A 22,924-nucleotide genomic window follows, 5' to 3' on the forward strand; every position below is an offset into this window, starting at 1 on the left:
GACCATAATATAAAAATAAAACCGACAAATATATAGAAATCTAACCATTTGTCGGCAAACACTAGTTAAGTAACTACTTAACTTCTAAGCAATTGTTGCTCGATGAAGGTCCACTGCAGTTCAAAGTGCGCGGTCGGTTTTTGAGCAAACTCACTGCGCACATATTGCGCAATTCTACCCTCTGCAATGGCCAGCAATAAGTTGGCTAGAATGGCTTCATCTAAGTTAAAGCCTGCGCCTTCTCGCAGTGTTTTTTCGCGTAAAATTTGTTTTAGCTGTGTCTCTATTTTGGCAAAAATATTACTGACTCTGGCTCGCAATCGCTCATTTTCACCCAATAAAGCATCGCCATTCAATACCCGAGAAATCCCAGGATTTCGCTCAGAAAATACCAACAACAGCTGCAATACACGCTGACATCTTGCCATGGTGTCTTTCTCTTCATCCATGATGATATTTAATCGGGATAATAGTGCATCTTCAATGAATTCAATTAAGCCTTCAAACATGCGCGCTTTACTAGGGAAGTGGCGGTATAGTGCAGCTTCCGACACACCAACTTCAGCAGCTAATTTCGCTGTAGTGATACGTTGACCTGGACTGGTTTCTAACATTTGTGCAAGGCACTGCAAGATGTGTTCGCGACGATTTATTTTTGGGCTTGACGCCATGTTGTTATTCCTTGGCTCAGTGACAACTTGTAAGGGCTATTTGGTACCAGAATGACCAAAACCGCCTTCACCACGATCTGAGCGTTCAAATTCATCTACTAGGGTAAATTGGGCTTGTACAATTGGGACAAACACCAGTTGTGCTAAGCGAGTGCCCGTTTCTATCGTGAACGGTTTATCGCTACGATTCCAACATGACACCATCAGTGGACCTTGATAATCAGAGTCAATCAATCCGACTAAATTGCCTAACACTATGCCATGTTTATGCCCCATACCTGATCGCGGCAAGATGACCGCAGCAAGGCTTGGATCGGCCACATGAATCGCAATGCCGGTTGGGATAAGTACGGTTTCGCCTGGTGCAATGACAGTGTCGGTATCTACCATAGCTCGTAAATCCATCCCCGCACTGCCTACAGTTTCATAAGCAGGTAAAGGAAATTCACTGCCAATACGAGCATCTAAAATTTTTAGTTCAATGGGTGTTTTCATAATACTTGATCTATTTAGCCAGTGATTGACGTTGATGAATTAATGCCATCAATTGTTTAGCAAGTGTCAGCTTATCTGTGGCAGGTAATGCTTGCCCACCGTCTTGCCAAAAGACCTGCAGTGCATTTTGATCAGCATTAAAGCCTAATCCCGCAATAGAAACATCATTGGCAGCAATCATATCTAGGTTTTTACGCTGTAATTTGCCACGCGCATATTGCTCAACATCATTGGTTTCAGCCGCAAAACCGACTGTAAAAGGTTTATCTTGCAGGCTAGAAACGCTGGCTAAGATATCAGGATTTCGGCTTAGCGCAAGCTGCATTTCTTCTGCCGATTTCTTAATTTTCTGAGTGGCCACTTGGGCAACTTTATAATCAGCAACCGCTGCACAGCCAATAAAAATATCTTGTTCAGTAACATTATCCATTACCGCGTTAAGCATATGCTCTGCCGCTTCCACATCAATGCGCTCAACGCCAAATGGAGTAGGTAAATTAACCGGTCCAGCAACTAAGGTAACTTCAGCACCTAACTCTGCAGCTGCGGCAGCCAATGCAAAGCCCATTTTGCCTGAGCTATGGTTGGAAATATAACGCACTGGGTCAATCGCCTCACGTGTGGGCCCTGCGGTTATCATCACCTTTTGACCTTGAAGCACAGGCTCTGCAAAAAATGCCACCGCTTTTTCTGCAATGGTTAAAGGCTCTAGCATACGTCCAGGCCCCACTTCACCACAGGCTTGAGAACCTGATTCAGGCCCCCACAAGGTAATGCCTTTGCGTTGTACATTTGCAAGGTTTTCTTGAGTGGCTGGGTTTTGATACATCTGCTGATTCATTGCAGGACACATCACCACAGGTGCGCTAGTCGCTAAACAGGTCGTTGTGATGAGTTCATCAGCCATACCCGCATTGACTCGGGCAATCAAATTCGCTGTTGCAGGTGCGATAATGACGAGGTCAGCCCAACGAGCAAGCTCAATATGCCCCATTGCGGCTTCAGCAGCAGGGTCTAATAAATCTGAAGCAACTGGGTGACCAGACAATGCTTGTATGGTGAGCGGTGTTATAAACTCCATGGCACTTTGGCTCATGACGACACGAACATCAGCACCACGTTCTTTTAAGCGTCTGACTAAATCTGCGCTTTTATAGGCTGCAATTCCACCACCAATACCTAATAGAATTTTCTTGTTTGTCAGCATTGTATCTGTCCCACTTTTTACGTGCGCCTACCTTATCATATCAGTAGGTTTAGAGGGGAGATCCACTTTGAAAAATATCGTCCATACTTATCCACTTAATCGATGAAGCCTGCGGCAATGACGCTCAGCACTTATCGATAAACCACAAATCAAGGAGTCAAAGGAATGACCATTAAACACTGGCCCGATGGCGAAGGACCGCGTGAAAAGTTACTGACCCAAGGCCCTAGCGTTCTTTCAGATGCTGAGTTATTAGCTGTGATCCTAAGAAATGGACTGGCAGGCACCAGTGCCGTCGATGTTGCACGTAATATGCTCAGTCATTTTGGCGGTTTACGTAAACTACTTGCTGCATCAGAGTCACAAGTTTGTAAACTCTCCGGCGTTGGCCCTGTAAAATACGCCCAATTACAGGCTTGTGATGAAATAGCACGGCGAATTGCGCAAGAAAATTTGCGAAAAGGGCAAATTTTGACAAATCCTGATTTAACTCGGGACTATTTAATGAGACAATTAGCAGACCGATCCTATGAAGTGTTCGCTTTATTATTGTTGGATAGCCAACATAGAGTCATTCAATTTGTAGAATTATTCCGTGGCACCATAAACTGCGCCTCAGTATATCCTCGCGATATAGTGGCCCTTGTGCTGGAAAAAAATGCAGCAGCAGTGATTGTGTGTCATAACCACCCATCAGGCATTGCAGAGCCCAGTGAGGCTGATCGGCGAATAACTGAGCGAATAAAAATTGCATTAGAAACTATCGATGTTTCCCTGTTAGATCATATGGTTGTAGGGGATTACGACATAGTCTCGTTTGCAGAACGTGGGTGGATTAAATAAACATTGCTTGATCTTATACCGACTATCGTGTATAAAATGCGCCCTCTTTGTGCCTCGGGCGACGGCCATACGAGGCACATTAATGCTCGAGCGTTAAAAAATTGTTTTTGGAGAAGATTGACATGTCAAGAGTATGCCAAGTAACTGGCAAGAAGCCAATGGTTGGTAACAACCGTTCGCACGCGAAAAACGCGACTCGTCGTCGTTTTTTACCTAACCTACAAAACCACCGTTTTTGGTTAGAAGAAGAAAAACGTTTTGTACAATTACGTGTATCTACTAAAGGTATCCGTATCATCGACAAAAAAGGTATCGAAGTTGTAGTTAAAGAACTTCGTGCCCGTGGCGAAAAGGTATAATAGAAAATGGCTAAATCTAAAGGTAATCGCGAGAAGATCAAGTTAGTTTCTAGCGCTAACACTGGTCATTTCTACACGACTGAAAAGAACAAGCGTAACATGCCAGAAAAAATGGAAATCAAGAAATTTGATCCAGTTGTTCGTAAGCACGTTATGTACAAAGAATCTAAAATCAAGTAATTGATACTAGCTTCTTTTAAAAACCCCTCTCTGAGGGGTTTTTTTATGCCTATCATCCACCAGATTCATTAAAGCTGCACCCACTACCGTCACTGTCTCTAAAATGCCTACAAATGCCGGTGAGCGCTTTTAAGCGGTCTTATTGCGTATCTTTACTCGTCAATCAACTCACTTAACATTTACGACACTCAGCCATGGTGTAGTTTTTTGAAAATATGCGCTATCAGCAAACTCGCCAAATCAAAACTGCACCAAGCATTATTCCACCACTGAATTACCAATCGCTAATGTGAATAGCTATGCTTAACAGCAATGACTTAAAAAGTGGGATTGTTGCTATGAAATATTAACGTTCAAGGTAAACATCTCGTCATATTAATCAGCTAAAATTAGATTGAATTCATTCACAATAGATGTGGAGATTATATTTTAGTCGACTATCTTTATAATCAATACACAAAGACACAAAAAGCTTTTTTTATTTCTAAAAATGAAATACTATTCATTTTTTATAAATTATTATTCAAAATAGCACTTGATTTTAAGAAGGCAGTGAGCCAGTGAGAAGCACCGAACTCGTAGATAGTTTTCGTCATTCAGCCCCGTATGTAAATGCACACAGGGGCAAAACCTTTGTGATCATGTTAGGTGGTGAAGCCATTGCTAACAACCACTTTCGTGCCATTTTGAATGATGTGGCACTATTACATTCCTTGGGCATCAAAATTGTATTGGTTTATGGCGCACGGCCACAGATTGATCAAGGGCTAACTCAAGCGGGCATTAAACCCACATACCATAATGCCGTACGTATTACTGATGAAGATAGCCTCAAAATCATTAAGCAAGTGGCAGGCGCAACCCAATTTGATATTACTGCTCGCCTGAGCATGAGCTTGGGTAATACCCCAATGCAAGGCACACAAATTAACGTTGTCAGTGGTAACTTTGTCATTGCTCAACCATTAGGCATCGATGATGGCATCGACTTTTGCCTATCAGGTAGGGTAAGAAGGATTGACACTCAAGGTATTCAACGCCAGCTCGATAACAATGACATAGTATTAATGGGTCCGATTGCCGCCTCAGTAACTGGTGAAAGCTTTAATCTCACCGCCGAAGAAGTCGCGACTCAGGTTGCCATTAAGCTGAAGGCCGACAAAATGATTGGCTTTAGTCACACCAAAGGTCTGTTAGACGAGCAAGGGCACGTGCTGGCAGAGTTAATGCCTAATCAAGCTGAAGCACATCTGGCTAAGCTCGCCCATCAAAATGGCAGCTGTGCCAGTACCACCACCTTTATTAAAGCCAGTATTGATGCATGTCGTCGCGGCGTACCTCGTTGTCACTTGGTCAGTTACCTAGATGATGGTGCGTTACTGCAAGAGCTGTTTTCACGGGAAGGTATTGGTACTCAAATTGTCACAGAAAGTGCAGAGCAATTACGCCGCGCCAGCATTGCCGACATTGCCGGTGTATTAAATCTGATTCGCCCACTTGAAGAGCAAGGTATTCTGGTTCGTCGTTCCCGTGAGCAACTTGAGATGGAAATTGAGCAGTTTATGCTGATCGAGCGCGACAACTTAGTTATCGGCTGTGCGGCGCTTTATCCATTTGAAGAAGACAACGCTGGTGAGTTTGCTTGCCTTGTCGTTCATCCTGATTATCGTGACGCAGACAGAGGCAGTGTACTGCTCAATAACATCATTGGTCAGGCTCGCGTACGCGGTTATGCCAAGTTATTTGCACTCACGACTCGTAGCATCCATTGGTTTCTAGAACATGGATTTGAAATCGTTGATGTTGAGCAGCTACCTACCAAGAAAAAGCAACTGTATAACTTGCAGCGAAATTCTAAGGTGTTGGCGCTAAGCCTTTAAACTTCTACATCAAAAAGGGCTAATCTACATTAGCCCTTTTTTGATTATTCACCGTGATAACAGTCAGAAACATTTTCATTCCACAGCCACTTTGTCGGGCTGAACACAAAAAATAGCATATATTATAACCACCTACTTTTGTCATGCATTAACCATTATGATTGTTCCAGTATGCTAGCTTTTACACAAACTACTGATCTTTTGATAACCCACTGAAAGACAATATCAATGAATATTAAAACACTCGCCCTACTCGGTTTTATTCTCATGCTGCCAATATCAGTCATTGCCAAACCAGGCTTGTCGTTCACTTTGCAAGACCGTCAGGGCGAACCTGTTACCTTAGAGCAATTTAAAGGTCAGGTGGTGTATGTAGACTTTTGGTCTTCGTGGTGTGCACCATGCCAACAAGCTTTTCCTTGGATGGCAAAGATGCACGACAAATACCAACAACAAGGGTTAACCATTGTTGCGATAAATTTAGATGTTGCACCTGAATTAGCCGACCAATTTCTACTCGACTTCCCTTCGCCTTTTACTGTGGTATACGACCCTGACAGCACAGTAGCCAAAGCCTTTGATCTTCAGGGTATGCCAAGCAGTTTCATCTTTAACAAACAAGGGCAACTAGTAGGGCGACATGTGGGCTTTGAGCTTAAAGATGTTGATCAATATGAAGCGTTTTTACAGGCATTATTGGCGCAGTAACAACTAAGTAGAATTAAGCTTGTTTCTATAAAGCATCTGCTCTGTAAACGCTAATACTGTAAACACTGGCTCAGTAAAACATTCGTGTCGAAAGTCATTTTAGGCTTTGCTAGCGTGTGAGAGACTCACCATATTCGAGCAATTTTATCGCCTGTATTTTCCGACTTTGCTACAGTAACTAAACTGATGAGATTCGACCAAAACCATCCATAACAAAACAAACGTATTTTCAATGCATGACCAATGCCTATTTCCCTTGAAGGAGCACACGCATGTCGCAACCATACTCGCTATTTGAGCTAGGCTGGGGACCTTACTATCAGCAGCAATTATCCCTCGAAGAATATGAGGCTTGTGTACCGGCAAGGGTGATCGAGCAACATCGTAATCAAGTGCATTTACAAACTGAATCCGGCGAACAAGTGCTCGCCATCACACCCAGCATGCCAACACTCTGCGTGGGTGATTGGATACTACTGGATAATGATGGTCGCTTTGACCGATTACTTGACCGCGCCACAGAATTCGGCCGTAAAGCTTCAGGTTCAAAGGTTGATTTACAATTAATTGCTGCCAACCTCGATACCGTTTTGATTGTCATGTCTTTGAATCACGACTTCAAATTAAGCCGACTAGAACGTTACCTAACCTTAGTCAATGAAGGTGGTGCAGAGCCTGTGGCTGTGCTCACTAAAGCTGACTTATGTGATGACAGTGATGATTACACCCAACAGGTACAAAGACTAGATCCACTCTTGGCAGTTATTAGTGTGAATGCCTTAGATCCCGACAGCACTTCACAGCTAAAACCATGGTGCAAAGTGGGCAAAACTATTGCGGTCATGGGGTCATCAGGTGTCGGTAAATCCACCTTGCTAAACTCCATTCAAGGCGATAACCAATTAGCCACCGGTGGTATTAGAGAAGATGATAGTAAAGGACGCCATACCACTACTTCGCGCTCTTTACATGTTATGCCAAGCGGCGGATTATTAATGGACACACCGGGCATGCGTGAGCTGCAGCTCACCGATGTTGAATCTGGTCTTGCTGCAACATTTGCTGATATTGAACAGCTTGCTCAGTCATGCCGATTCGGTGATTGCTCACATCAGGCAGAACCGGGCTGCGCAGTTGCCAACGCCATTGAAAGCGGCGAGCTAGATAACAGACGGTTTAATAACTACTTAAAACTGGCTCGCGAACAGGCATTTAACAGTGCCACCTTGGCACAAAAACGCTCTCATGATAAAGCAATGAGTAAAATGTACAGTTCAGTTCAATCAGCAAGTCGCAAACGTAAAAAAGGCGACTAACCACAGGGAAATGCTACTTTTAAGCAGCAGAGATAAGCCGATAAATATCAAAAAGGATGCAAAAGATGATTACCCAAGGAAGCACACTACCCAATGCCTTTCTCACTGAATTAACTGAGCAAGGCATGCAAAACCACGATACTAGCGAGCTATTTAAAGATAAAAAAGTGGTGTTGTTTGCTGTACCTGGGGCATTTACGCCGACTTGTTCAGCGTCACACTTACCCGGTTACGTGTCCTGTGCAGCGCAATTTGCTGCAAAAGGGATAAACATGATTGCCTGTATCTCGGTTAATGATGCGTTTGTTATGCAAGCATGGGGCAATGCTCAGCAAGCGGATGGGGTGCGTATGTTAGCTGATGGTGATGCCAGTTTTACCAAATCACTCGGTCTAGACATGGACACAGAAGGCTTTGGCGGCGTACGTTCACAACGGTATGCCATGGTGATTGAAAACGGCGTGGTGACACAATTGCATGTTGAGCAACCCAAAACCTTTGAAGTCAGTAAAGCAGAGGCAATATTGGCATTACTTTAAGCTGCTCCTATGAATTGATTGCAAGCTGGTTATTGAGGATGATGGTTACTTTGCTTCGGATTTAGGCAAAAAATCACGGTAGGTGCGCACATCCGTGTGCTGATGAAGCTGTTTTTATATAGGGCGTAATAGCCCTATTTTGCTTACATTAAAAATCGTAGCGTAAACCTAAGCTCACAATGGTGTCGTCGTAGTCATCGTAATGTTCAACATCAAATTGACCAATCTCAGTATGAATTCGTGTCGATTTTGATAATTTATATTCAGCACCCACAGCCCATTGCTTCACTTCAGGGGCCTCTTGTACAGCATCACCGTATTGGCCGTAGACTTTTGAAGCAATCTTACCGGTACCAGAATCATCTTGGCCATACTGAACTTTCAATAATAACTTGTCGATTTGGTACTTAGCACTGATGATGAAGCCAACACCGTCACGCTGCTCCCAACCCGTTTTGTAAGGGTTAACCATTTCAGATGACTGTACAATTGTGCCAAGCATTAAGTTATTGATTTTGAACTGTGCAACACCACGTAAGCCTTTAATATCTTCGATACCGTCGGAGTACGCCGCCGCTAAATATAAGTTGCCAGATTTAAAATGCTTATCGCCATAGGTTACTGCAACTTGGTAGTTACCATTATCGCGACGTAAATCTTCGTCACCATAGTAGTTATCTTCCATAATGTAGCTGGCACCAAACTGGAGGTTGTTCCACTTAGCCGTTTTATATTCAACTGAATCTCCCCAGCGCTTGTCACCAGCGAATAAACGGTCATGTTTCATTGAGTACATGTCCATGGCATCCGCTGTACCTTTTGCCATTTTAAATACAGGGTCAATACGACCTGCGGCTAACTGACCGTAGGTGTTGTGTTTAACACCAAGGTAAGTTGGGCGCGAAGAGAAAGGGTCTTTACCTTTGTCTTCTGAACCGCCATTTACTCCCACTTCGATGCGATAAAAAATAGACGTATCGTCAGTTAACCCAGTCGAACCTTTAATTCCTAAACGGCTCCAGTTGTTTTCCAGAACAGTGCCACTTTTACCATTATGTGTCGCTGAACCAGAATCAGAATGAGTAATCGAGTAATCGATACGGCCATAAAATTGCATTAAATCATCGGCAAGTAGCTGTGGTGAAACCATTAAACCTGATGCCAGTAGTGCTGCTGTAATTTTGTTCATCATCTTGTCTCTTTAATTTTGGAATCTAATTCAAATTATTTTTTATGTTCAACAATCACACCGTCTTGGCGCATCTGTTGATAAAGAATGTCTGCTTGTTCAAGGTAGGTAGTCCAAGTGCTTGAGCGCTTAGTGAAGCCGGTTGCGGCATAGCTGCCTGTATCACCTGTAGCAGGTAAGTCGTTGATGTCGAATAATGAGCCACCTTGTTGTAAGTGATCTTCAAGTGCATCAACCATCACGTTGAAGCCAATACGGGCTGGCTCAACATAGTGAATAGAATCGTACTTAGATTGACGGTAGTGCTTTTTCAATGATGCATCTTTAATTTGTGCTTTCTCATCGGCAAAGATTTCGTCGTAATGGGCTTTAACGATTTGCTTGGTGTTTTTGTCGACCACTAAACGCAGCATTGCAGTTACACCAGACCATTGGCCTTTATCGGTTTTGAGCTGTTGAGCATGCTGATAGAACAAGTAATCCGTACCAGAAGACTGAATTTGATCATGAATTTTGGCCGTTAATGGGATCATGGACTGTTGGATACTATTTGATGCCCCTGCAACAATATCAATACCTTGATACTTCAAGCGGTTAGGCTGTTCTAGCTTGTTGGCTAATTTAGGGTCATAGTTTGGGTTTTCTTCAAAGATCAGCTGGTTTTTCTCAACCATTAACTTTTCCATGGTCAATGCTGACTGCACCCAAGCTGTGCCTTTCTTTTTACCCATTGAAAAATTGTACTCAGACATACGCTTAGGCACATCTTGGTACAAGCGGGTGTAATAATTCGGGCGACCACTTTCATTAAATTCAGCCAAAATGACATCATTTTTATCCGCTGAATTAGTCACAATCGTCATGCTACCCATATGCCCTTGACGGAAACGCGCTTCTTGGTAGTAGTAATCACCACTGATCAAACCTAGCTTAGGTTGAATAGACCACGACAGTTTGAAATCATCATCTCCCGATGCCTCTTTAGCACCGACTGCCACGTATTCGGGAGCTGTTCCATCCACCCGAGGAATGCTGTTAACTGCTTTTAAAATACCGTTTGATGAGTAAGTTGCCCCAGACACAGCATCAATACCTTCATGACCATTGTTAGCAACAACTTGTGCCAATAATCGTTCTGCGTTTAGGTAAAGCGACTCTGTTTCGTTATGCGACTTGGTTTTAATGTCGACGATGTTGCCATTTTCTACTTTCACCTGCAGTACGATTTGGCTTTTCTTGCCTTTCGCCTGTACCTCATGTGTACCATCAACATATTTGCCTTGAGGCGCGGTATTAGCACAACCTGATATGGCAACAGATGCCAATCCAATTGCTGCCATGGTCATACTGAGTTTGAATGTATTTATCTTGTTCATTTTGCTCTGCCTGTTGCCCAGAAATAGAAATTACGAACAAGAATAATCGAGCGGAAAAAATAGACAATTGCGGAAAACCGCAGCTTTTGGGAGTTGATATCAAGAGTTTGAAACAGGTAACACTTTTCATTTAAAAGGATCAATTAATCACAGAACTTGTGTTACTCCTAAAAATAGAAACCCTGCTATTCACTGTATTAGAGACATAAACAATGGCGAAATTAACACAGACAATTACAGCTATAAGTTTATTTATTATCAGTAGCTTATCGCCATCTAAAGCAAATAACACAGAGGTATTAAAAACGATTGCCAGCAAGTATTCTACAGATACTATTTCGCAGTTTTATAAATGTGATGCAAACGCGTTGATCAATGTAGAAGCGAATAAAGCGACGCTCAATACCGTGAAATACTTTGGCACATCGGTCACTATCACTGTATTCAACCAACCTCAATCACAAGCTAAAAAACAGTTATGCCATGCACTCAATGTGATTCAGGAATATCATTTCCTCGCTTCGAATTACTCAACATACCCCCACGTAACGAATATAAAAACCATCAATGAATCTCCGACGGATTTACATCAAATTGATCCATTACTGACCGATTTATTAGCGCAAAGTATTGCATGGCACGATAAAAGTCAGGGTTATTTTAATATCGCATTATCACCCGTGATCGACTTATGGCGCGAAAAGCGCTTTGCCTGCATGAAAGCGAAAAACAAACAAACAGGCTGCCAAATTCCAACTCAACACGCTCTTGAACAAGCCGCACAATTTACTCAAATTACAGACATTAAGTTAGATACTAAGCAGCACAACATCAGGCTTAAACAAGGCATGAAAATTGACTTAGGCGGCATTGCCAAAGGTTGGATGACAGAAAAAGTTTTTCAACAGCTAGTAGCAGATGGAGTAAACCAATTCATGATTGATGCTGGCGGTAACATTCGCCATAAAGGGCTGCATCCACAGCAACGATTATTTGCCACGGCCATTGAAGACCCACTGTGCAAAAAAAGCGAGTATCAACTGGCTACATGCGCTAATTTTGATGGCCAATATCATGAGGTGATTGCAGGGGAAAATATCACTGTGGTTTCAAGTGGAAACTATCTTCGTTACTTTGAGGTAGGAGGAAAACAATATCATCACCTAATAGACCCAACCACACTCGCTCCGAAAAGCACTGGGGTTGCGACCACAGTTATACTTGATGACAATCAAATTTATGCTGACGTTATTTCAACCAGCTTATTTTTAATGCCTCTAGAGCAAGCAATAGCATTTGCCAACAAGCACGATTATATTGAAGCAGTGTGGTATCTCAATGAACAAGGTGACAAAGTTACCTCAGAGAGCTTTGACAAATATCGATTAACGCCGCAATGATGCAAAATTAACTAACAGTACTGTGCAGGCTCGCCCTAACACTATGATTTTCAATATAAGGTATCAATTTATGCTACTGAAATCGTCAGTAAAAAAAGGGTAAACGAGGCCATGAGGCAAATACTGTTATTAGTTGTATTTTTCAATCTGGTGTGCCTGAGCTATTTTGCTCAGGCGCACTCTGGTGATACTGACCATAATGAGTCAATATCAACACGCTACAAGCTTAAAAATAGCCAACCACTCAATGTTGGTGTACTGGCCTTTGCCAGTCCCGAGAGAGTCTACCAACGATGGGCTCCAACTATCAGGTATGTGACTGAAGCAACGGGCGTCCCCCTAAAACTTGTCGCACTCACACCAGACGAATTAGTTAAACAGGTCGCCAATCATCAATTAGATTTTATTATTGCTAACGCCCTCATTTCTGTCGCCTTTAAAAAAGATCACGGCGCAAGCCAACTACTGAGCCTGATCCCATTAAGTAACTTAAGCCCAGAACATGCCGTGGGCTCAGCACTTATAGCTAAAAAAGGGATGACAATTAACAACCTAGAGACGCTCACTAAACTAAAACTTATTTCATCTGATCCCAATGCATTTGGCGGCTTTCAAATTCTGGCTGGTGAGCTGATTGATGCGGGGATTAATCCATTAACAGATTTAAAGCAGCTAAAATTTGTGGGATTTCCGCAAGATAAGTTGTTGAATAATGTCCTCAACGGCGATGCCGATATTGCCATATTGCCCAGCTGTGTACTTGAACAGGCCATTGCACGTAATCAAGTTCAACCTGATCAATTACACGTGCTTTTACCCAAGCAAACAGAGCAGGCAGAGCAGGCAGAGCAAGGCTGTATCAGCTCTAGTCGGTTATATCCGTCATATGCTTTTTCCAAGCTCGGACACACTGACTATCAAACTGCAACAGCCATTACCAAGGCACTGTTAAATATTCAATCTAGTGATGTTGCAGCTATCGATGGTCGCTATCTTGGTTGGTCATCACCCGTACGAGACGACCATGTATTCCAATTACTTAAACAGCTAAAACAATGGCCATTTATCACTAATTGGCAACGCCTATTACAAGACATTACCCCTTGGATATTGTTAATTGCAATAGGCTTACTTTTAGGGTATTTGCATCACCTAAGAGTTAAGCGCCTAGTGGTAAAACGTACACAGGCCTTGCGTAATGAAATGGCGCAGCACCAAGACACCCAGAAAGAGCTATTTGAGCAACAACAGCAATTTTACCGCGCGCAAAGAGTGTTACTCACAGGTGAAATGGCTTCAGGTATTGCCCATGAATTAAACCAACCATTAGCTGGCATACGTTACTTAACTCAAGGTTGTATTTATCGCTTAGACGATCAGCAACATGAGTTAAAAACGGCACTCAACAAGGCTATTGAACAAGTCGACCGTGCCCAATCAACTATTAAACGCTTTAGGGCTTTTTGTCACCAACCTAACCAATTGCAGAGCATAGACATCACAGAGATCATCAACGACACACTCAAACTGATGGAACCAGACTTTAAGCGGTTGAAACTAGTACCTGAGATGCATTTGCGTGATATGGTCATCGAGGCGGATCCGAGTTTATTACAGCAAGTAATAGTAAATCTGATCCGCAATGCTTTAGACGCGATGGAAAATACCGCAAACAAAAGGCTGCTGTTAGCAACCTACCACGTAGATAATTTTTCACACCTATTAATCAGTGATGCTGGCATAGGTTTATCAAAAGATGCATTAGCGAGGCTATTTTTCCCATTTGAAACCACCAAAACACAAGGTTTAGGGCTGGGCATGGTGGTGTGCAAACGCATCGTTGAAGAACACGGTGGTACCATTCAAGCGTTTAGAAATGACGATAAAGCCACTCATGCACAATTTGAAGATGTAAATCTCAATGATTGCGGCTTAACCTTCTTGCTTTCTCTTCCGGTAAAGGTTTGATTATGTGCAAAATATATTTAATTGATGATGACCAAGCAGTACTCGACTCTTTGCAATGGATGCTAGATGGATTAAATGAGCCAACCGAATGTTTTTTAGATGCTCACAGCTTTCTTGAAAATGTCGATTTAAGCCAGCCGGCTGTTGTAGTTCTGGATATTCAAATGCCGGGAATGGATGGCGTTGAGCTACTGCAACACATCAAACAACAGCAAAGCCCAATCAGTGTCATTATGCTCACAGGTCACGGTACGATCACCATGGCGGTGCAATCGATTCAAAAAGGAGCCATTGATTTCCTTGAAAAACCAGTAGATGGTGACAAGCTCATAGCCCTTTTACAACAAGCCAAAAATGCCACTAAAGATGACTTTTCCAAAGCACTACAGCATCGCAGCTTAAATGAAAGAATTGACTCGCTCACGGCAAGAGAGCGACAAGTTATGGAACAAGTACTGGCGGGTAAGATGAACAAAGTTATCGCAGCAGAGCTCGATATTGCCCAACGCACTATTGAATTACATCGCCAGCGAGTGATGCAAAAAATGCAGGTCAATAATATAGCTGAGTTGGCTTACCTGATGGCGCAGAAAACGCCAAAAACTTAATATGATTAATGCACTAACTCGCGCGCCTTTTGTTCGTTTATCCACAATGAAAAATCATTAAGACTAGGCAAACGCTTATCTGAATGACCAATCAATTGCGTGATAGCATAGCTGAGTTGGTGATACAGTTTAGGGTCATCGTAATTGGATTTTGCATCATCAATATTGATCATTGCGCCTCGCAAATATTGCAATACCAGTTCAAGGCGATTAAATCCTGACACAACGCCAATTTCATCGATAACCTCACGGTTCCACTGCACAACTTCTCTTCTTAGGTGAGTGAACTTTTGCTGATATTCTTCGCTGCTGGCTTTTAGCACAGCCTCATTAGGTAACACACGGTCAATCAAAAAATTCTGCTCTTTTAAGATATGGAACATTCTGGTGCAGTGATGGAAAATAAAGCAGTAATATGAATTCGAATAATGAGCTCGGTCGGCTTTTGCTTGAGTTAACCATTGCTGATACTGATCGCATGCCACCGCAACTATCAAATCAGCTTCACAAGTGAAATGGTTATAGATGGTACCTTTAGAAATCTGGCTTGAGTTAACTAAATGTGAGCGACACAAGTCAAAGGTTTTGCTGCCCTTTAGGCAACGCTGGGACACCTCTACCAAGTATTTCTCTCTTTGTTCCCAAGTACTCATCCTCTGATCCTCATATTTGTGACATTGACAGCTTGTTACTTCACAGTTACATCTTATCAATGTTTGTCGCTACCCCATATTGAGTAATACTTGGAGCATGATTAGTAACACTCATAGCCCATGATAAAAATCGAATTACTGGAAAGCTTCATCGCTGTTGCAGAATACGGCAACTTGTCAAAAGCGGCAGATAAAGTGTGCCGAACTCAGTCTGCTGTCAGTCTACAAATTAAGAAGCTAGAAGAATCTGTTGGCCAGATATTACTCAAGCGAGACAATAAAGGCGTATCTCTGACCGATGCTGGCAACACGCTACTCAATTACGCCTATAAAATGATGCAATTGAGCTCTCAAGCGCTGGACGATATTAATGACTGCCAAAACCGAGAGATCATTCGACTTGGTGTGCCGACAGACTATATAAAACGCTATTTAAGCAGTTGTTTACTAGAGTTTATTCGAGAGTTTACTTGTATTGAGCTGGTTATTGATACTGATGTCAGTGGCAACTTATACAAGCGCTTACAACAAGGCGAGTTTGATGTGATTGTTGCCACGCATTGGCAACACCCTGCAGAAGGTGAATTGCTATTTGAGCGAAAATTCCACTGGGTTGGCGCTAAAAATGGACAAGCACATCTAGCCGATACCATTCCAATGGCGTTATATCCTGAAAACTGCCCGATCCGCGCACAAGTATTTGCCAATCACCATATCACGATGCGACCAATCAACGTGTTACTGTCAACACCATCACCGCAGGCATTATGTTTAGCTGTAGAGAATGATTTAGCCGTTGCCCCCATTGCTGAGTTTCGTATTAATGACGCCATGCAGATTTTGGACCCCATTGAGCACGGATTACCTGCACTGCCTACATTCAACGAATCACTTTACCTCAACCCTGAAACACAGACTGAAGCTACGTTACAATTAATCTCACTTATTAAAGCCAATATAGAAGAGTTGGCAATCGTGCCAACAAATTAGCCCCAATAAAAAATAGTCAACCAAATTTGGCTGACTATTTTTATTTATCAAGTTAAGTTTATAAATAATTTAGACTAATAATTATGCGACATTCGCATCTCTATTTAATTCGTAATTAATTTTAAACTGCCTCACTAAAGTACATACTTTAAAGAAAACATCACGCGATTTAACTCACCTGTTTCATCATTTTGCTTAGTGTTTTCTGCATACATATATTCCACACCAACTGTAATAGGGTTAATTGGAGAGTACAGTAAATTAATATAGCCAGAATATGATGATTTATTTACGTTGCCACCTGTATAGGTTTCATTATTATCCGCTTGAAAACCAGACAGGGTTATACTCGAGCGCCATTTATCATTCCACCAATGACGATATGACACATAGCCACCATAAGAATCAATCGCTTCAATATTGCCGGAATCATCAATTACCCCCGCGTTAACGTAGTTGAGAGCCATGTAACGCCCCATACCTGAACCTGCGGTCGCTGAAAATTTAATATCATCATCGCCAACAGGGATCATGCCCGTCATACTCACACCATAGGCCACTTTCTGCGCATCATAGTTAGCGTTTTCAATGTTCAACTGTCGCACTAAACCTGCAATTGTATACTTAGCACCAGATTGTGTTTTAAAGTTATAACGCGCTACAAAGTCAGGCATCATACCGCTACCACTGGTGATGCGTCCCCCACCAGCATTGACATTATCTGTTAAGGTTGTTTCTGGGTTTTCGATGGCAAACTGAAATCCACCATGGGTGTATCGTACTTGAGTTTGGCGTACAAACGGCGTCCCCTCCGCCGCCCCGACAAAGTCTAAGTTCTCAGGCAATGCCGCTGGATTTTGGAAAGTTGTCCAAGTTTGACCCACTAACCAATTATCAAAGCTAACTAACGCGTGACGAATACGAGGAGAATAGCTGTTAGACACTCGCTCATTACCATCAGCATGGGTCATAAAATCTAATTCAATGAATCCTTTTAAAGTGTGACCGCTGATATTACTGACCGAACTCAAGTTGAACCTAGATTCTCTCGCTTGAAAATCAACAACTTGGTTGCCATTATCTGGATTACCATAAATGGTACCAGGTACATAAAACTGCCTTGAAATATGCCCTGATTCAGGTGCACCATTGCTATAATCACTAAACATCACATCTGTTTTTACATAGCCACCAAAATTAATGGTGGTGTCACTGGCATATACTTGTGTACTGCATACTGCCAAAATTGAAAGTGCTATTAGTTTTTTATTCATCATACCCACCCTATTTAATTATAAAAATACAACCTTTTACTCACAAAAATAATACCGATGGAATTGATTCCAAAAACAAATAGAGCGCATGATTAACAAATGTTACTTAAAATAAAAAATAATAAAAAAGCCTCTTAAAAACATTTAAGAGGCTGTCTAAGCAAAGCACTGATTGAGAAATGATGTTGTCGAAGAGACAATATTAACTGTGCTGCTAAAAAAACCTAGTATCTAAATGATATTTAAATAATTGGCTTATAAGTGAAGGAACGTGATAAATGGCCCATTTAATATGGGCCATGAACTTACTTAAAATTACTCTTTATGTTTATCAAACTTAAACGTATGACAGTTGTTACACATTGGCTGCTTAGTTTCATGTTCGCTATGACATTCTTGGCACGGTAACTCTTTACCATAGTGCAAGTTATTGTGTGGATTTTGCCATTTATCTTCTTCACTGCGTGCGGTTTGCTTAGCGAGTTCATCGACATCGTGACACTGTAAACAAGCCTGATCAGAAGGGTACTGTTTAATGCCATTGTCGTGACAAGCTTTACAGTCTTTACCAATCATTTCTTTATGGTGGTCACGGATTTCTACAGCTTGGGCCGACACACTCACTAAACCGGTTAGGACCAGTGCGAGTACAATATTCAGTGTTTTCATTATTGATTCCTCTTAAAGTTGGTCCAATTAAGCTTTCATGATTGAGCGTGCAGCAGTCATACCCATCACCATACATTCAGGGATGGAACAGCTACCTAAACGACTCACCCCGTGGACTCCGCCACAGACTTCACCTGCCGCATATAAACCGCCAATCGGTTTGCCTGTGAAACTATCTTTAACTTCAGCCTTAGTGTTGATCTGCACACCACCTTGGCAGTAATGCACTTTCGGCCATAAGCGAACCACAGTGAATGGCGCTTCAATGTATTTGCCGGCTGCTTTAGTCATGTTTTTGCCAAACTGTTTATCTTCACCAGACTTCACATAGCTGTTGTACTCTTCGATTTGCGCCTTCAGTGGTTTAAGCGGCACATCAAAGTGTTTAGCAAGTGCTTCCACGCTATCGAATTTCCAACCGACGTTATATTTGATCACCTTCTTAGTATTCGGGTGCTTTTTCGAATCTTTATAACTAGTGATCAAAATTGGAGGCAGTGCATTACCTTTCTCGTCGCGACAGGCTAACTCAGCATCTGCACGAGTTTTACGGTCTGCAATTTCATCCATAAAACGTTTACCCGTTAAACGGTGAATCGCCATTGAATGAGGGAAGTTATAAATCGAATAATTTGATACGTAACCAAAACCACCTTCATCTGGTGATGCCCATGGGCCAGACTGAATGTGAGCCAAATGCACAGGAACAGCGCCAAGACGGAACATCTCATACATGCCCTCACCCGTTGCACCAGGTGCGTTAGTACAACCCACTTCGGAAGTTAAGGTTGGATCTTGCGCCATACGTAAATCAATATTTTGTGCAAAACCACCCGTAGCCATGATCACACCGCGTTTGGCTCTAATGTTAAGCACTTCACCTGGCTGGTCTTCAGCGAAGTGATAGTTTTGACGCATTTTCACGCCGACGACTTCACCTTTATCGCCCACTAAGAAACCTTCAAATTTTGCACGGTTGTGAGTGTGTACACCTAGTTTACGGCACATTTTAAGCAATGGTTGAGTAATACCCGCACCACAGCTCACTGTAGTTTGGTACGTACGTGCAACAGAGTGACCACCTAGTTGCTGTAAGTATGGGTGGTATTCACTACCCGCTTCAAATGTCATCTCTAGCGCCTCTACAGCGTGCTCTGCAACGTGGCGAAGTAACGCTTCATCAGCAATACCACGACCTGCAGCCACTTGGTCAGCGACCATGCGATCGACGCTATCTTTAACACCTTCTTTCTTTTGCATCGGCGTGACTGGTGCAGCAAATAAGCCACCATTAATCGCCGAGTTACCACCGAAATAAGACATCTTCTCGAAAATATGCACGTCTTTAGCGCCTTTTCGAGTGGCTTCAATCGCGGCGGCTAGACCCGCAAAGCCAGAACCAATAATTAGGACTTCCACTTCTTTGTCCCATTTTACACCGTCAGCTTTCTGTGAAACTGCCATTGCAGGCGCAGCCATTGCTACACCAGCAGCAGCTCCCATACCTTTAATGAAATTACGGCGTCCAAGCAGATCTACATTGCTCATCTGTCATCACCCTTTGTAGTTTTAATTGACAAAATCATCATAAAACTGGAACGGATTCCAAAACGGGAACTGCTGTCAATTTCAGCCGCGAGACAGATTTGATGTGTGAAATTGGTTACTTGCTAACAAAAATTGAATAAATGTTAGCCATTTATGCTTTTGGAACACATTCCAAATGTTGAACAAACCTGATTCAAGATGACGGCCTCACTCAAACGAACTGGCAAACTTTTATCACATTGGTTAACATACGCATCTGAGGACGACCTCAGCATCTACCAATTGTAAATGTCATCATTCGGGGACGGCCCCTTCTGAATTAATCACCCAGAGGAGCCTATATGCTATTCCCTACTATCAAAACCCCAACGTTCTCAGCCCCAGCTATCACTACATCACTACGCCTTCATCACCTCATCACTTTCAGTGCGATGCTTTTACTACTTGTGAGTTTATCTGTCAGTGCTAGCAGTAAACATGACTCTCACCATCAACAACTACCAACCAGTGTTGGTCTTCACGGTATGCTGCTTTTCGGCAGTGAAACGGGACTATTTGCTTCACACTTACCTATGTTTCATGCCCCACATAACGCCCAAGTGGTGTTTCAACTTCGTTTTGATAACCCTAGAGTCCACCAGCATGTTATTGAGGCATTGAGCGCTAGTGACAGCAATCCAATTTGGACAATCGTGCCGAACAGATTTGATTTAGCCCAGTTAAACCCGCAGCATGACTCGCCAATTTCTCAGTTAGAGGTCGATATATTTGAAGGGCACTTTGAACGTGGCGGCCAACGTCAACACCAGCAACAAAGCTTAATCGTAGAGAAGATGCACATCTTTAACCCGCTATCGATGGAGCATCAACAGCAACCAAATGCTTCAGCACGCTACATTGCTATTCGCAGTCAGCCTAATGACTCCACACAATTTTACGTAAAGCATTTAACCATGCGTCCAGATGCTGATCATTTACTAAAAGTCACTCATGCGAGCCAGCAATTACCATTGGTGATAGACATCCCTTTGAACACTGGATTACATGCCACTACTGAGCAGCTTCAATCTGCTATCAAAACAATGACAATGAAGCAAGAATCTGCTGCCGACAGCGCAATAACGCCTACGCGTATTCAACCGCTCTACCTTGAACTGAATGAACTCAAATAACGGCATTCACTGTCGATAATGCCTGCTGTAATGGAAGCGTTGAATATGACAAAAACACTCATGGTGTTACAGCACCACGAAGCTGAAGGGATAGGTCGTATTGGCCTTTGGGCCAAGCAGCACCAATGGCAAGTTATCTCGCATATGGCGCCTGAGCTCTTCACTCAATTGGGCCAGCATCCTGCAACATTTGATCGCCAATGGCGCCAACAAATTGCACAAGTAGATGGTTTAATCATTCTAGGTGGCCCCACTAATGTGCAAGATAATCCGCCGTGGATGGCTATCGAACGCCAATGTATTCGCATCGCACTTGCTGAGCATTTGCCTATTTTTGCCATTTGTTTGGGTGCGCAATTGGTTGCAGCTGAACTGGGAGCACAAATAAAACCCTTAGCCAAAGCCGAATTAGGCTGGCAAAGTATCGACTTCACCCACGCTGATTCACCGAGCATCAAGGTATTGCAATGGCATGAGTATGGCTTTGAGTTTTCCCCTACGCAGCATAATAATATTGCTATTGAAGCAAGCTCACAGGGTTGGCCACAGCAGATATATCGCCTCCCTAAAGTGATGGGAGTGCAATTCCACCCCGAGTGGGATTTAGCCCAAATAGGCAAACTCAAACAGGCTTTCGGCCAAACATGCCCTTTTGATTTATCATCAAAAGCCTCAGAGCAAGCAACAATTGAACATTGGTTATTCAACCAACTAGACCAACTGTTTATTGGACAAGCATCAGGTTGAACAATAGCCAAGTGTTGCGTTAGCTAATCTGTACTAACCCAACGAAAAGCCCACTATTCTGTAGTGGGCTTTTCATTTTAGTTGTCTCACTCTGGAATAGGTTCGTTAAGGCTATTCGTCAGGGATTAAATGCTTACTTAGTGACAACACTTCTACCGCGGTTTTACCTAAGGTATAACGCCCAGCGAGAGCATGCTGATGATTATAGTCATCACACCATTGTTGCAAGTGCTGATTAAGTTCATCCAAACTCGCTAACTTATGCACCTTTAAGAACGGTTCATAGAACTCATTAAATGCCAGTTTTTGAAACCTTGCCGCGATACCATTGACCACAGGACCGTTATAAGCACGCATTTGCACGTGATTAATGTTTTGTTTTGCTAATACATCTTTAAAAGGAACGCTTTTCTTACCTGAGAATTCCGTGCCCCTGTCCGTTAGGATACTTTTGATATTTATGTCGTTGTCTCGGTACCAAGGCAATACTCGTTTAACCAAAAAAGTGGCCGCTTCAGTTGAGTCGGCTGATGTTGACACCCATGCGTGAGCATATTGACTGTAACCTTCAACAAACGTGTGTTGATAAAGTTGCCCTAATGGCGCCACTTCCCCAAGATCATAGGTGTCTTGCACGCAAGTATCCCCTGGAAACAAACAGTCAAACACAGGATCATTAGGGTCGACACGGTGCAGCAATTCCAGATGTTGCTGCTCCAGTGGCGACCAGTTTTCTTCCTGTTTGAGTTTTGCGTTCAACGCCAACAGACGATTCTTTTTAGTTTCTAAGTTATGACGTACCCAAATAGTGCGTACGCCACTGGCTGAAATACTACTGCCTCTGGCCGTTAATAATTCTGCCACCTTAGCCTGGCCAAAGTTAGGGTAATCAAGCGCAACTTCAATGACCTGTTCTTCTAACTCAGGTGACACACGGTTTTTCATCGCAGGCTTTTTGCGAGACAGGTTTTTTAACCCTCTCTCACCCGCCTGTGCATACTGCTTTTTAAATCGGTAATAACTATCACGACTATAGCCCATGATCTCGCAAGCCTTGCTGATGCTTCCTAGCTCTTCAGCTAGCTGTAACAAAGCTAACTTACTACGAATTTCATTATTCTTAGCGCTCATA

Annotated in this window: 23 protein-coding genes; 13 read left to right on the plus strand and 10 right to left on the minus strand. The window is 42.7% G+C overall.

What is annotated here, in order from left to right; translation table 11 throughout:
* Window positions 1-77: 77 nt before the first annotated feature.
* The 3 genes from slmA to coaBC are packed head-to-tail and all read right to left on the minus strand — an operon-like array spanning window position 78 to window position 2,373.
* Window positions 78-671: a nucleoid occlusion factor SlmA gene (gene slmA / locus ACHUGF_RS09710; protein ID WP_394130761.1), complete on the minus strand. Its 594-nt coding sequence runs from the start codon at window positions 669-671 to the stop codon at window positions 78-80.
* 36 nt (window positions 672-707) lie between these two features.
* The gene (gene dut, locus ACHUGF_RS09715) at window positions 708-1,166 is read right to left on the minus strand and encodes a dUTP diphosphatase (RefSeq protein ID WP_394130763.1); all 459 of its coding nucleotides are present in this window, start codon (window positions 1,164-1,166) and stop codon (window positions 708-710) included.
* A 10-nt stretch (window positions 1,167-1,176) separates the two neighbouring features.
* A complete protein-coding gene (gene coaBC / locus ACHUGF_RS09720) occupies window positions 1,177-2,373 on the minus strand; it encodes a bifunctional phosphopantothenoylcysteine decarboxylase/phosphopantothenate--cysteine ligase CoaBC (RefSeq protein WP_394130765.1) in 1,197 nt (398 codons plus the stop codon).
* Window positions 2,374-2,538: 165 nt separating this feature from the next.
* Here coaBC and radC point away from each other — a divergent pair, with 165 nt between their 5' ends.
* From radC to ACHUGF_RS09755, 7 genes are all read left to right on the plus strand, one after another.
* Entirely contained in the window at window positions 2,539-3,216 is a 678-nt protein-coding gene (gene radC, locus ACHUGF_RS09725) for a RadC family protein (RefSeq protein ID WP_394130766.1), read from the plus strand.
* 122 nt (window positions 3,217-3,338) lie between these two features.
* Window positions 3,339-3,575: a 50S ribosomal protein L28 gene (gene rpmB, locus ACHUGF_RS09730; protein WP_130600401.1), complete on the plus strand. Its 237-nt coding sequence runs from the start codon at window positions 3,339-3,341 to the stop codon at window positions 3,573-3,575.
* Between the two features lie 6 nt (window positions 3,576-3,581).
* Window positions 3,582-3,755: a 50S ribosomal protein L33 gene (gene rpmG, locus ACHUGF_RS09735; protein ID WP_394130767.1), complete on the plus strand. Its 174-nt coding sequence runs from the start codon at window positions 3,582-3,584 to the stop codon at window positions 3,753-3,755.
* Window positions 3,756-4,315: 560 nt separating this feature from the next.
* Complete coding sequence (argA, locus tag ACHUGF_RS09740; RefSeq protein ID WP_394130768.1) at window positions 4,316-5,635, plus strand: amino-acid N-acetyltransferase; 1,320 nt, start codon at window positions 4,316-4,318, stop codon at window positions 5,633-5,635.
* Between the two features lie 228 nt (window positions 5,636-5,863).
* On the plus strand, window positions 5,864-6,343 hold the full coding sequence (locus ACHUGF_RS09745) for a TlpA family protein disulfide reductase (protein ID WP_394130770.1): 480 nt from the start codon (window positions 5,864-5,866) through the stop codon (window positions 6,341-6,343).
* 272 nt (window positions 6,344-6,615) lie between these two features.
* Window positions 6,616-7,659, plus strand: a complete 1,044-nt coding sequence (gene rsgA / locus ACHUGF_RS09750; protein ID WP_394130772.1) for a ribosome small subunit-dependent GTPase A — start codon at window positions 6,616-6,618, stop codon at window positions 7,657-7,659.
* A 65-nt stretch (window positions 7,660-7,724) separates the two neighbouring features.
* Window positions 7,725-8,198 (plus strand): peroxiredoxin, encoded by a 474-nt coding sequence (locus tag ACHUGF_RS09755; RefSeq protein WP_394130773.1) that lies wholly within the window; start codon window positions 7,725-7,727, stop codon window positions 8,196-8,198.
* A gap of 148 nt (window positions 8,199-8,346) precedes the next feature.
* On the opposite strand, the gene ACHUGF_RS09760 is transcribed toward ACHUGF_RS09755, so the two are convergent.
* Together ACHUGF_RS09760 and ACHUGF_RS09765 are read right to left on the minus strand one after the other, a co-directional pair.
* The gene (locus ACHUGF_RS09760) at window positions 8,347-9,390 is read right to left on the minus strand and encodes a porin (protein ID WP_394130775.1); all 1,044 of its coding nucleotides are present in this window, start codon (window positions 9,388-9,390) and stop codon (window positions 8,347-8,349) included.
* A 32-nt stretch (window positions 9,391-9,422) separates the two neighbouring features.
* Window positions 9,423-10,763 (minus strand): FMN-binding protein, encoded by a 1,341-nt coding sequence (locus ACHUGF_RS09765; RefSeq protein WP_394130776.1) that lies wholly within the window; start codon window positions 10,761-10,763, stop codon window positions 9,423-9,425.
* Window positions 10,764-10,975: 212 nt separating this feature from the next.
* Between ACHUGF_RS09765 and ACHUGF_RS09770 the strand changes: the two genes are divergently transcribed.
* The 3 genes from ACHUGF_RS09770 (at window position 10,976) to ACHUGF_RS09780 (ending at window position 14,739) form a co-directional block, all read left to right on the plus strand.
* Complete coding sequence (locus ACHUGF_RS09770; RefSeq protein ID WP_394130778.1) at window positions 10,976-12,163, plus strand: FAD:protein FMN transferase; 1,188 nt, start codon at window positions 10,976-10,978, stop codon at window positions 12,161-12,163.
* Window positions 12,164-12,274: 111 nt separating this feature from the next.
* Window positions 12,275-14,131 carry a sensor histidine kinase gene (locus ACHUGF_RS09775; protein WP_394130780.1) on the plus strand — a complete coding sequence of 619 codons (1,857 nt, stop codon included), beginning with the start codon at window positions 12,275-12,277 and terminating at the stop codon, window positions 14,129-14,131.
* Between the two features lie 2 nt (window positions 14,132-14,133).
* The gene (locus ACHUGF_RS09780) at window positions 14,134-14,739 is read left to right on the plus strand and encodes a response regulator transcription factor (protein ID WP_394130781.1); all 606 of its coding nucleotides are present in this window, start codon (window positions 14,134-14,136) and stop codon (window positions 14,737-14,739) included.
* 5 nt (window positions 14,740-14,744) lie between these two features.
* Here ACHUGF_RS09780 and ACHUGF_RS09785 read toward each other — a convergent pair whose 3' ends face one another.
* The gene (locus ACHUGF_RS09785; protein ID WP_394130782.1) at window positions 14,745-15,392 is read right to left on the minus strand and encodes a TetR/AcrR family transcriptional regulator; all 648 of its coding nucleotides are present in this window, start codon (window positions 15,390-15,392) and stop codon (window positions 14,745-14,747) included.
* 120 nt (window positions 15,393-15,512) lie between these two features.
* Between ACHUGF_RS09785 and ACHUGF_RS09790 the strand changes: the two genes are divergently transcribed.
* Window positions 15,513-16,382 carry a LysR family transcriptional regulator gene (locus tag ACHUGF_RS09790; RefSeq protein WP_394130784.1) on the plus strand — a complete coding sequence of 290 codons (870 nt, stop codon included), beginning with the start codon at window positions 15,513-15,515 and terminating at the stop codon, window positions 16,380-16,382.
* A gap of 134 nt (window positions 16,383-16,516) precedes the next feature.
* On the opposite strand, the gene ACHUGF_RS09795 is transcribed toward ACHUGF_RS09790, so the two are convergent.
* The 3 genes from ACHUGF_RS09795 to ardA all read right to left on the minus strand — a co-directional run bounded on the left by ACHUGF_RS09795 (window position 16,517) and on the right by ardA (window position 19,873).
* Window positions 16,517-17,659, minus strand: coding sequence for a DcaP family trimeric outer membrane transporter (locus tag ACHUGF_RS09795; protein WP_394130785.1), 1,143 nt, complete (start codon window positions 17,657-17,659; stop codon window positions 16,517-16,519).
* 312 nt (window positions 17,660-17,971) lie between these two features.
* Window positions 17,972-18,325, minus strand: a complete 354-nt coding sequence (ardB, locus tag ACHUGF_RS09800; RefSeq protein ID WP_394130786.1) for an acrylate reductase cytochrome subunit ArdB — start codon at window positions 18,323-18,325, stop codon at window positions 17,972-17,974.
* Window positions 18,326-18,352: 27 nt separating this feature from the next.
* On the minus strand, window positions 18,353-19,873 hold the full coding sequence (gene ardA, locus ACHUGF_RS09805; protein ID WP_394130787.1) for an acrylate reductase flavoprotein subunit ArdA: 1,521 nt from the start codon (window positions 19,871-19,873) through the stop codon (window positions 18,353-18,355).
* Between the two features lie 341 nt (window positions 19,874-20,214).
* Here ardA and ACHUGF_RS09810 point away from each other — a divergent pair, with 341 nt between their 5' ends.
* Both ACHUGF_RS09810 and ACHUGF_RS09815 read left to right on the plus strand, forming a co-directional pair.
* Window positions 20,215-21,045: a hypothetical protein gene (locus ACHUGF_RS09810; protein WP_394130788.1), complete on the plus strand. Its 831-nt coding sequence runs from the start codon at window positions 20,215-20,217 to the stop codon at window positions 21,043-21,045.
* A gap of 45 nt (window positions 21,046-21,090) precedes the next feature.
* Window positions 21,091-21,792: a type 1 glutamine amidotransferase gene (locus ACHUGF_RS09815; protein WP_394130789.1), complete on the plus strand. Its 702-nt coding sequence runs from the start codon at window positions 21,091-21,093 to the stop codon at window positions 21,790-21,792.
* Window positions 21,793-21,903: 111 nt separating this feature from the next.
* Here the strand turns inward: ACHUGF_RS09815 and ACHUGF_RS09820 are convergent, their stop codons facing one another.
* A complete protein-coding gene (locus tag ACHUGF_RS09820) occupies window positions 21,904-22,923 on the minus strand; it encodes a helix-turn-helix domain-containing protein (RefSeq protein WP_394130790.1) in 1,020 nt (339 codons plus the stop codon).
* Window position 22,924: the final 1 nt, after the last annotated feature.

This window comes from Shewanella maritima (assembly GCF_043643735.1).
Taxonomy (GTDB): Bacteria; Pseudomonadota; Gammaproteobacteria; order Enterobacterales; family Shewanellaceae; genus Shewanella; species Shewanella maritima_A.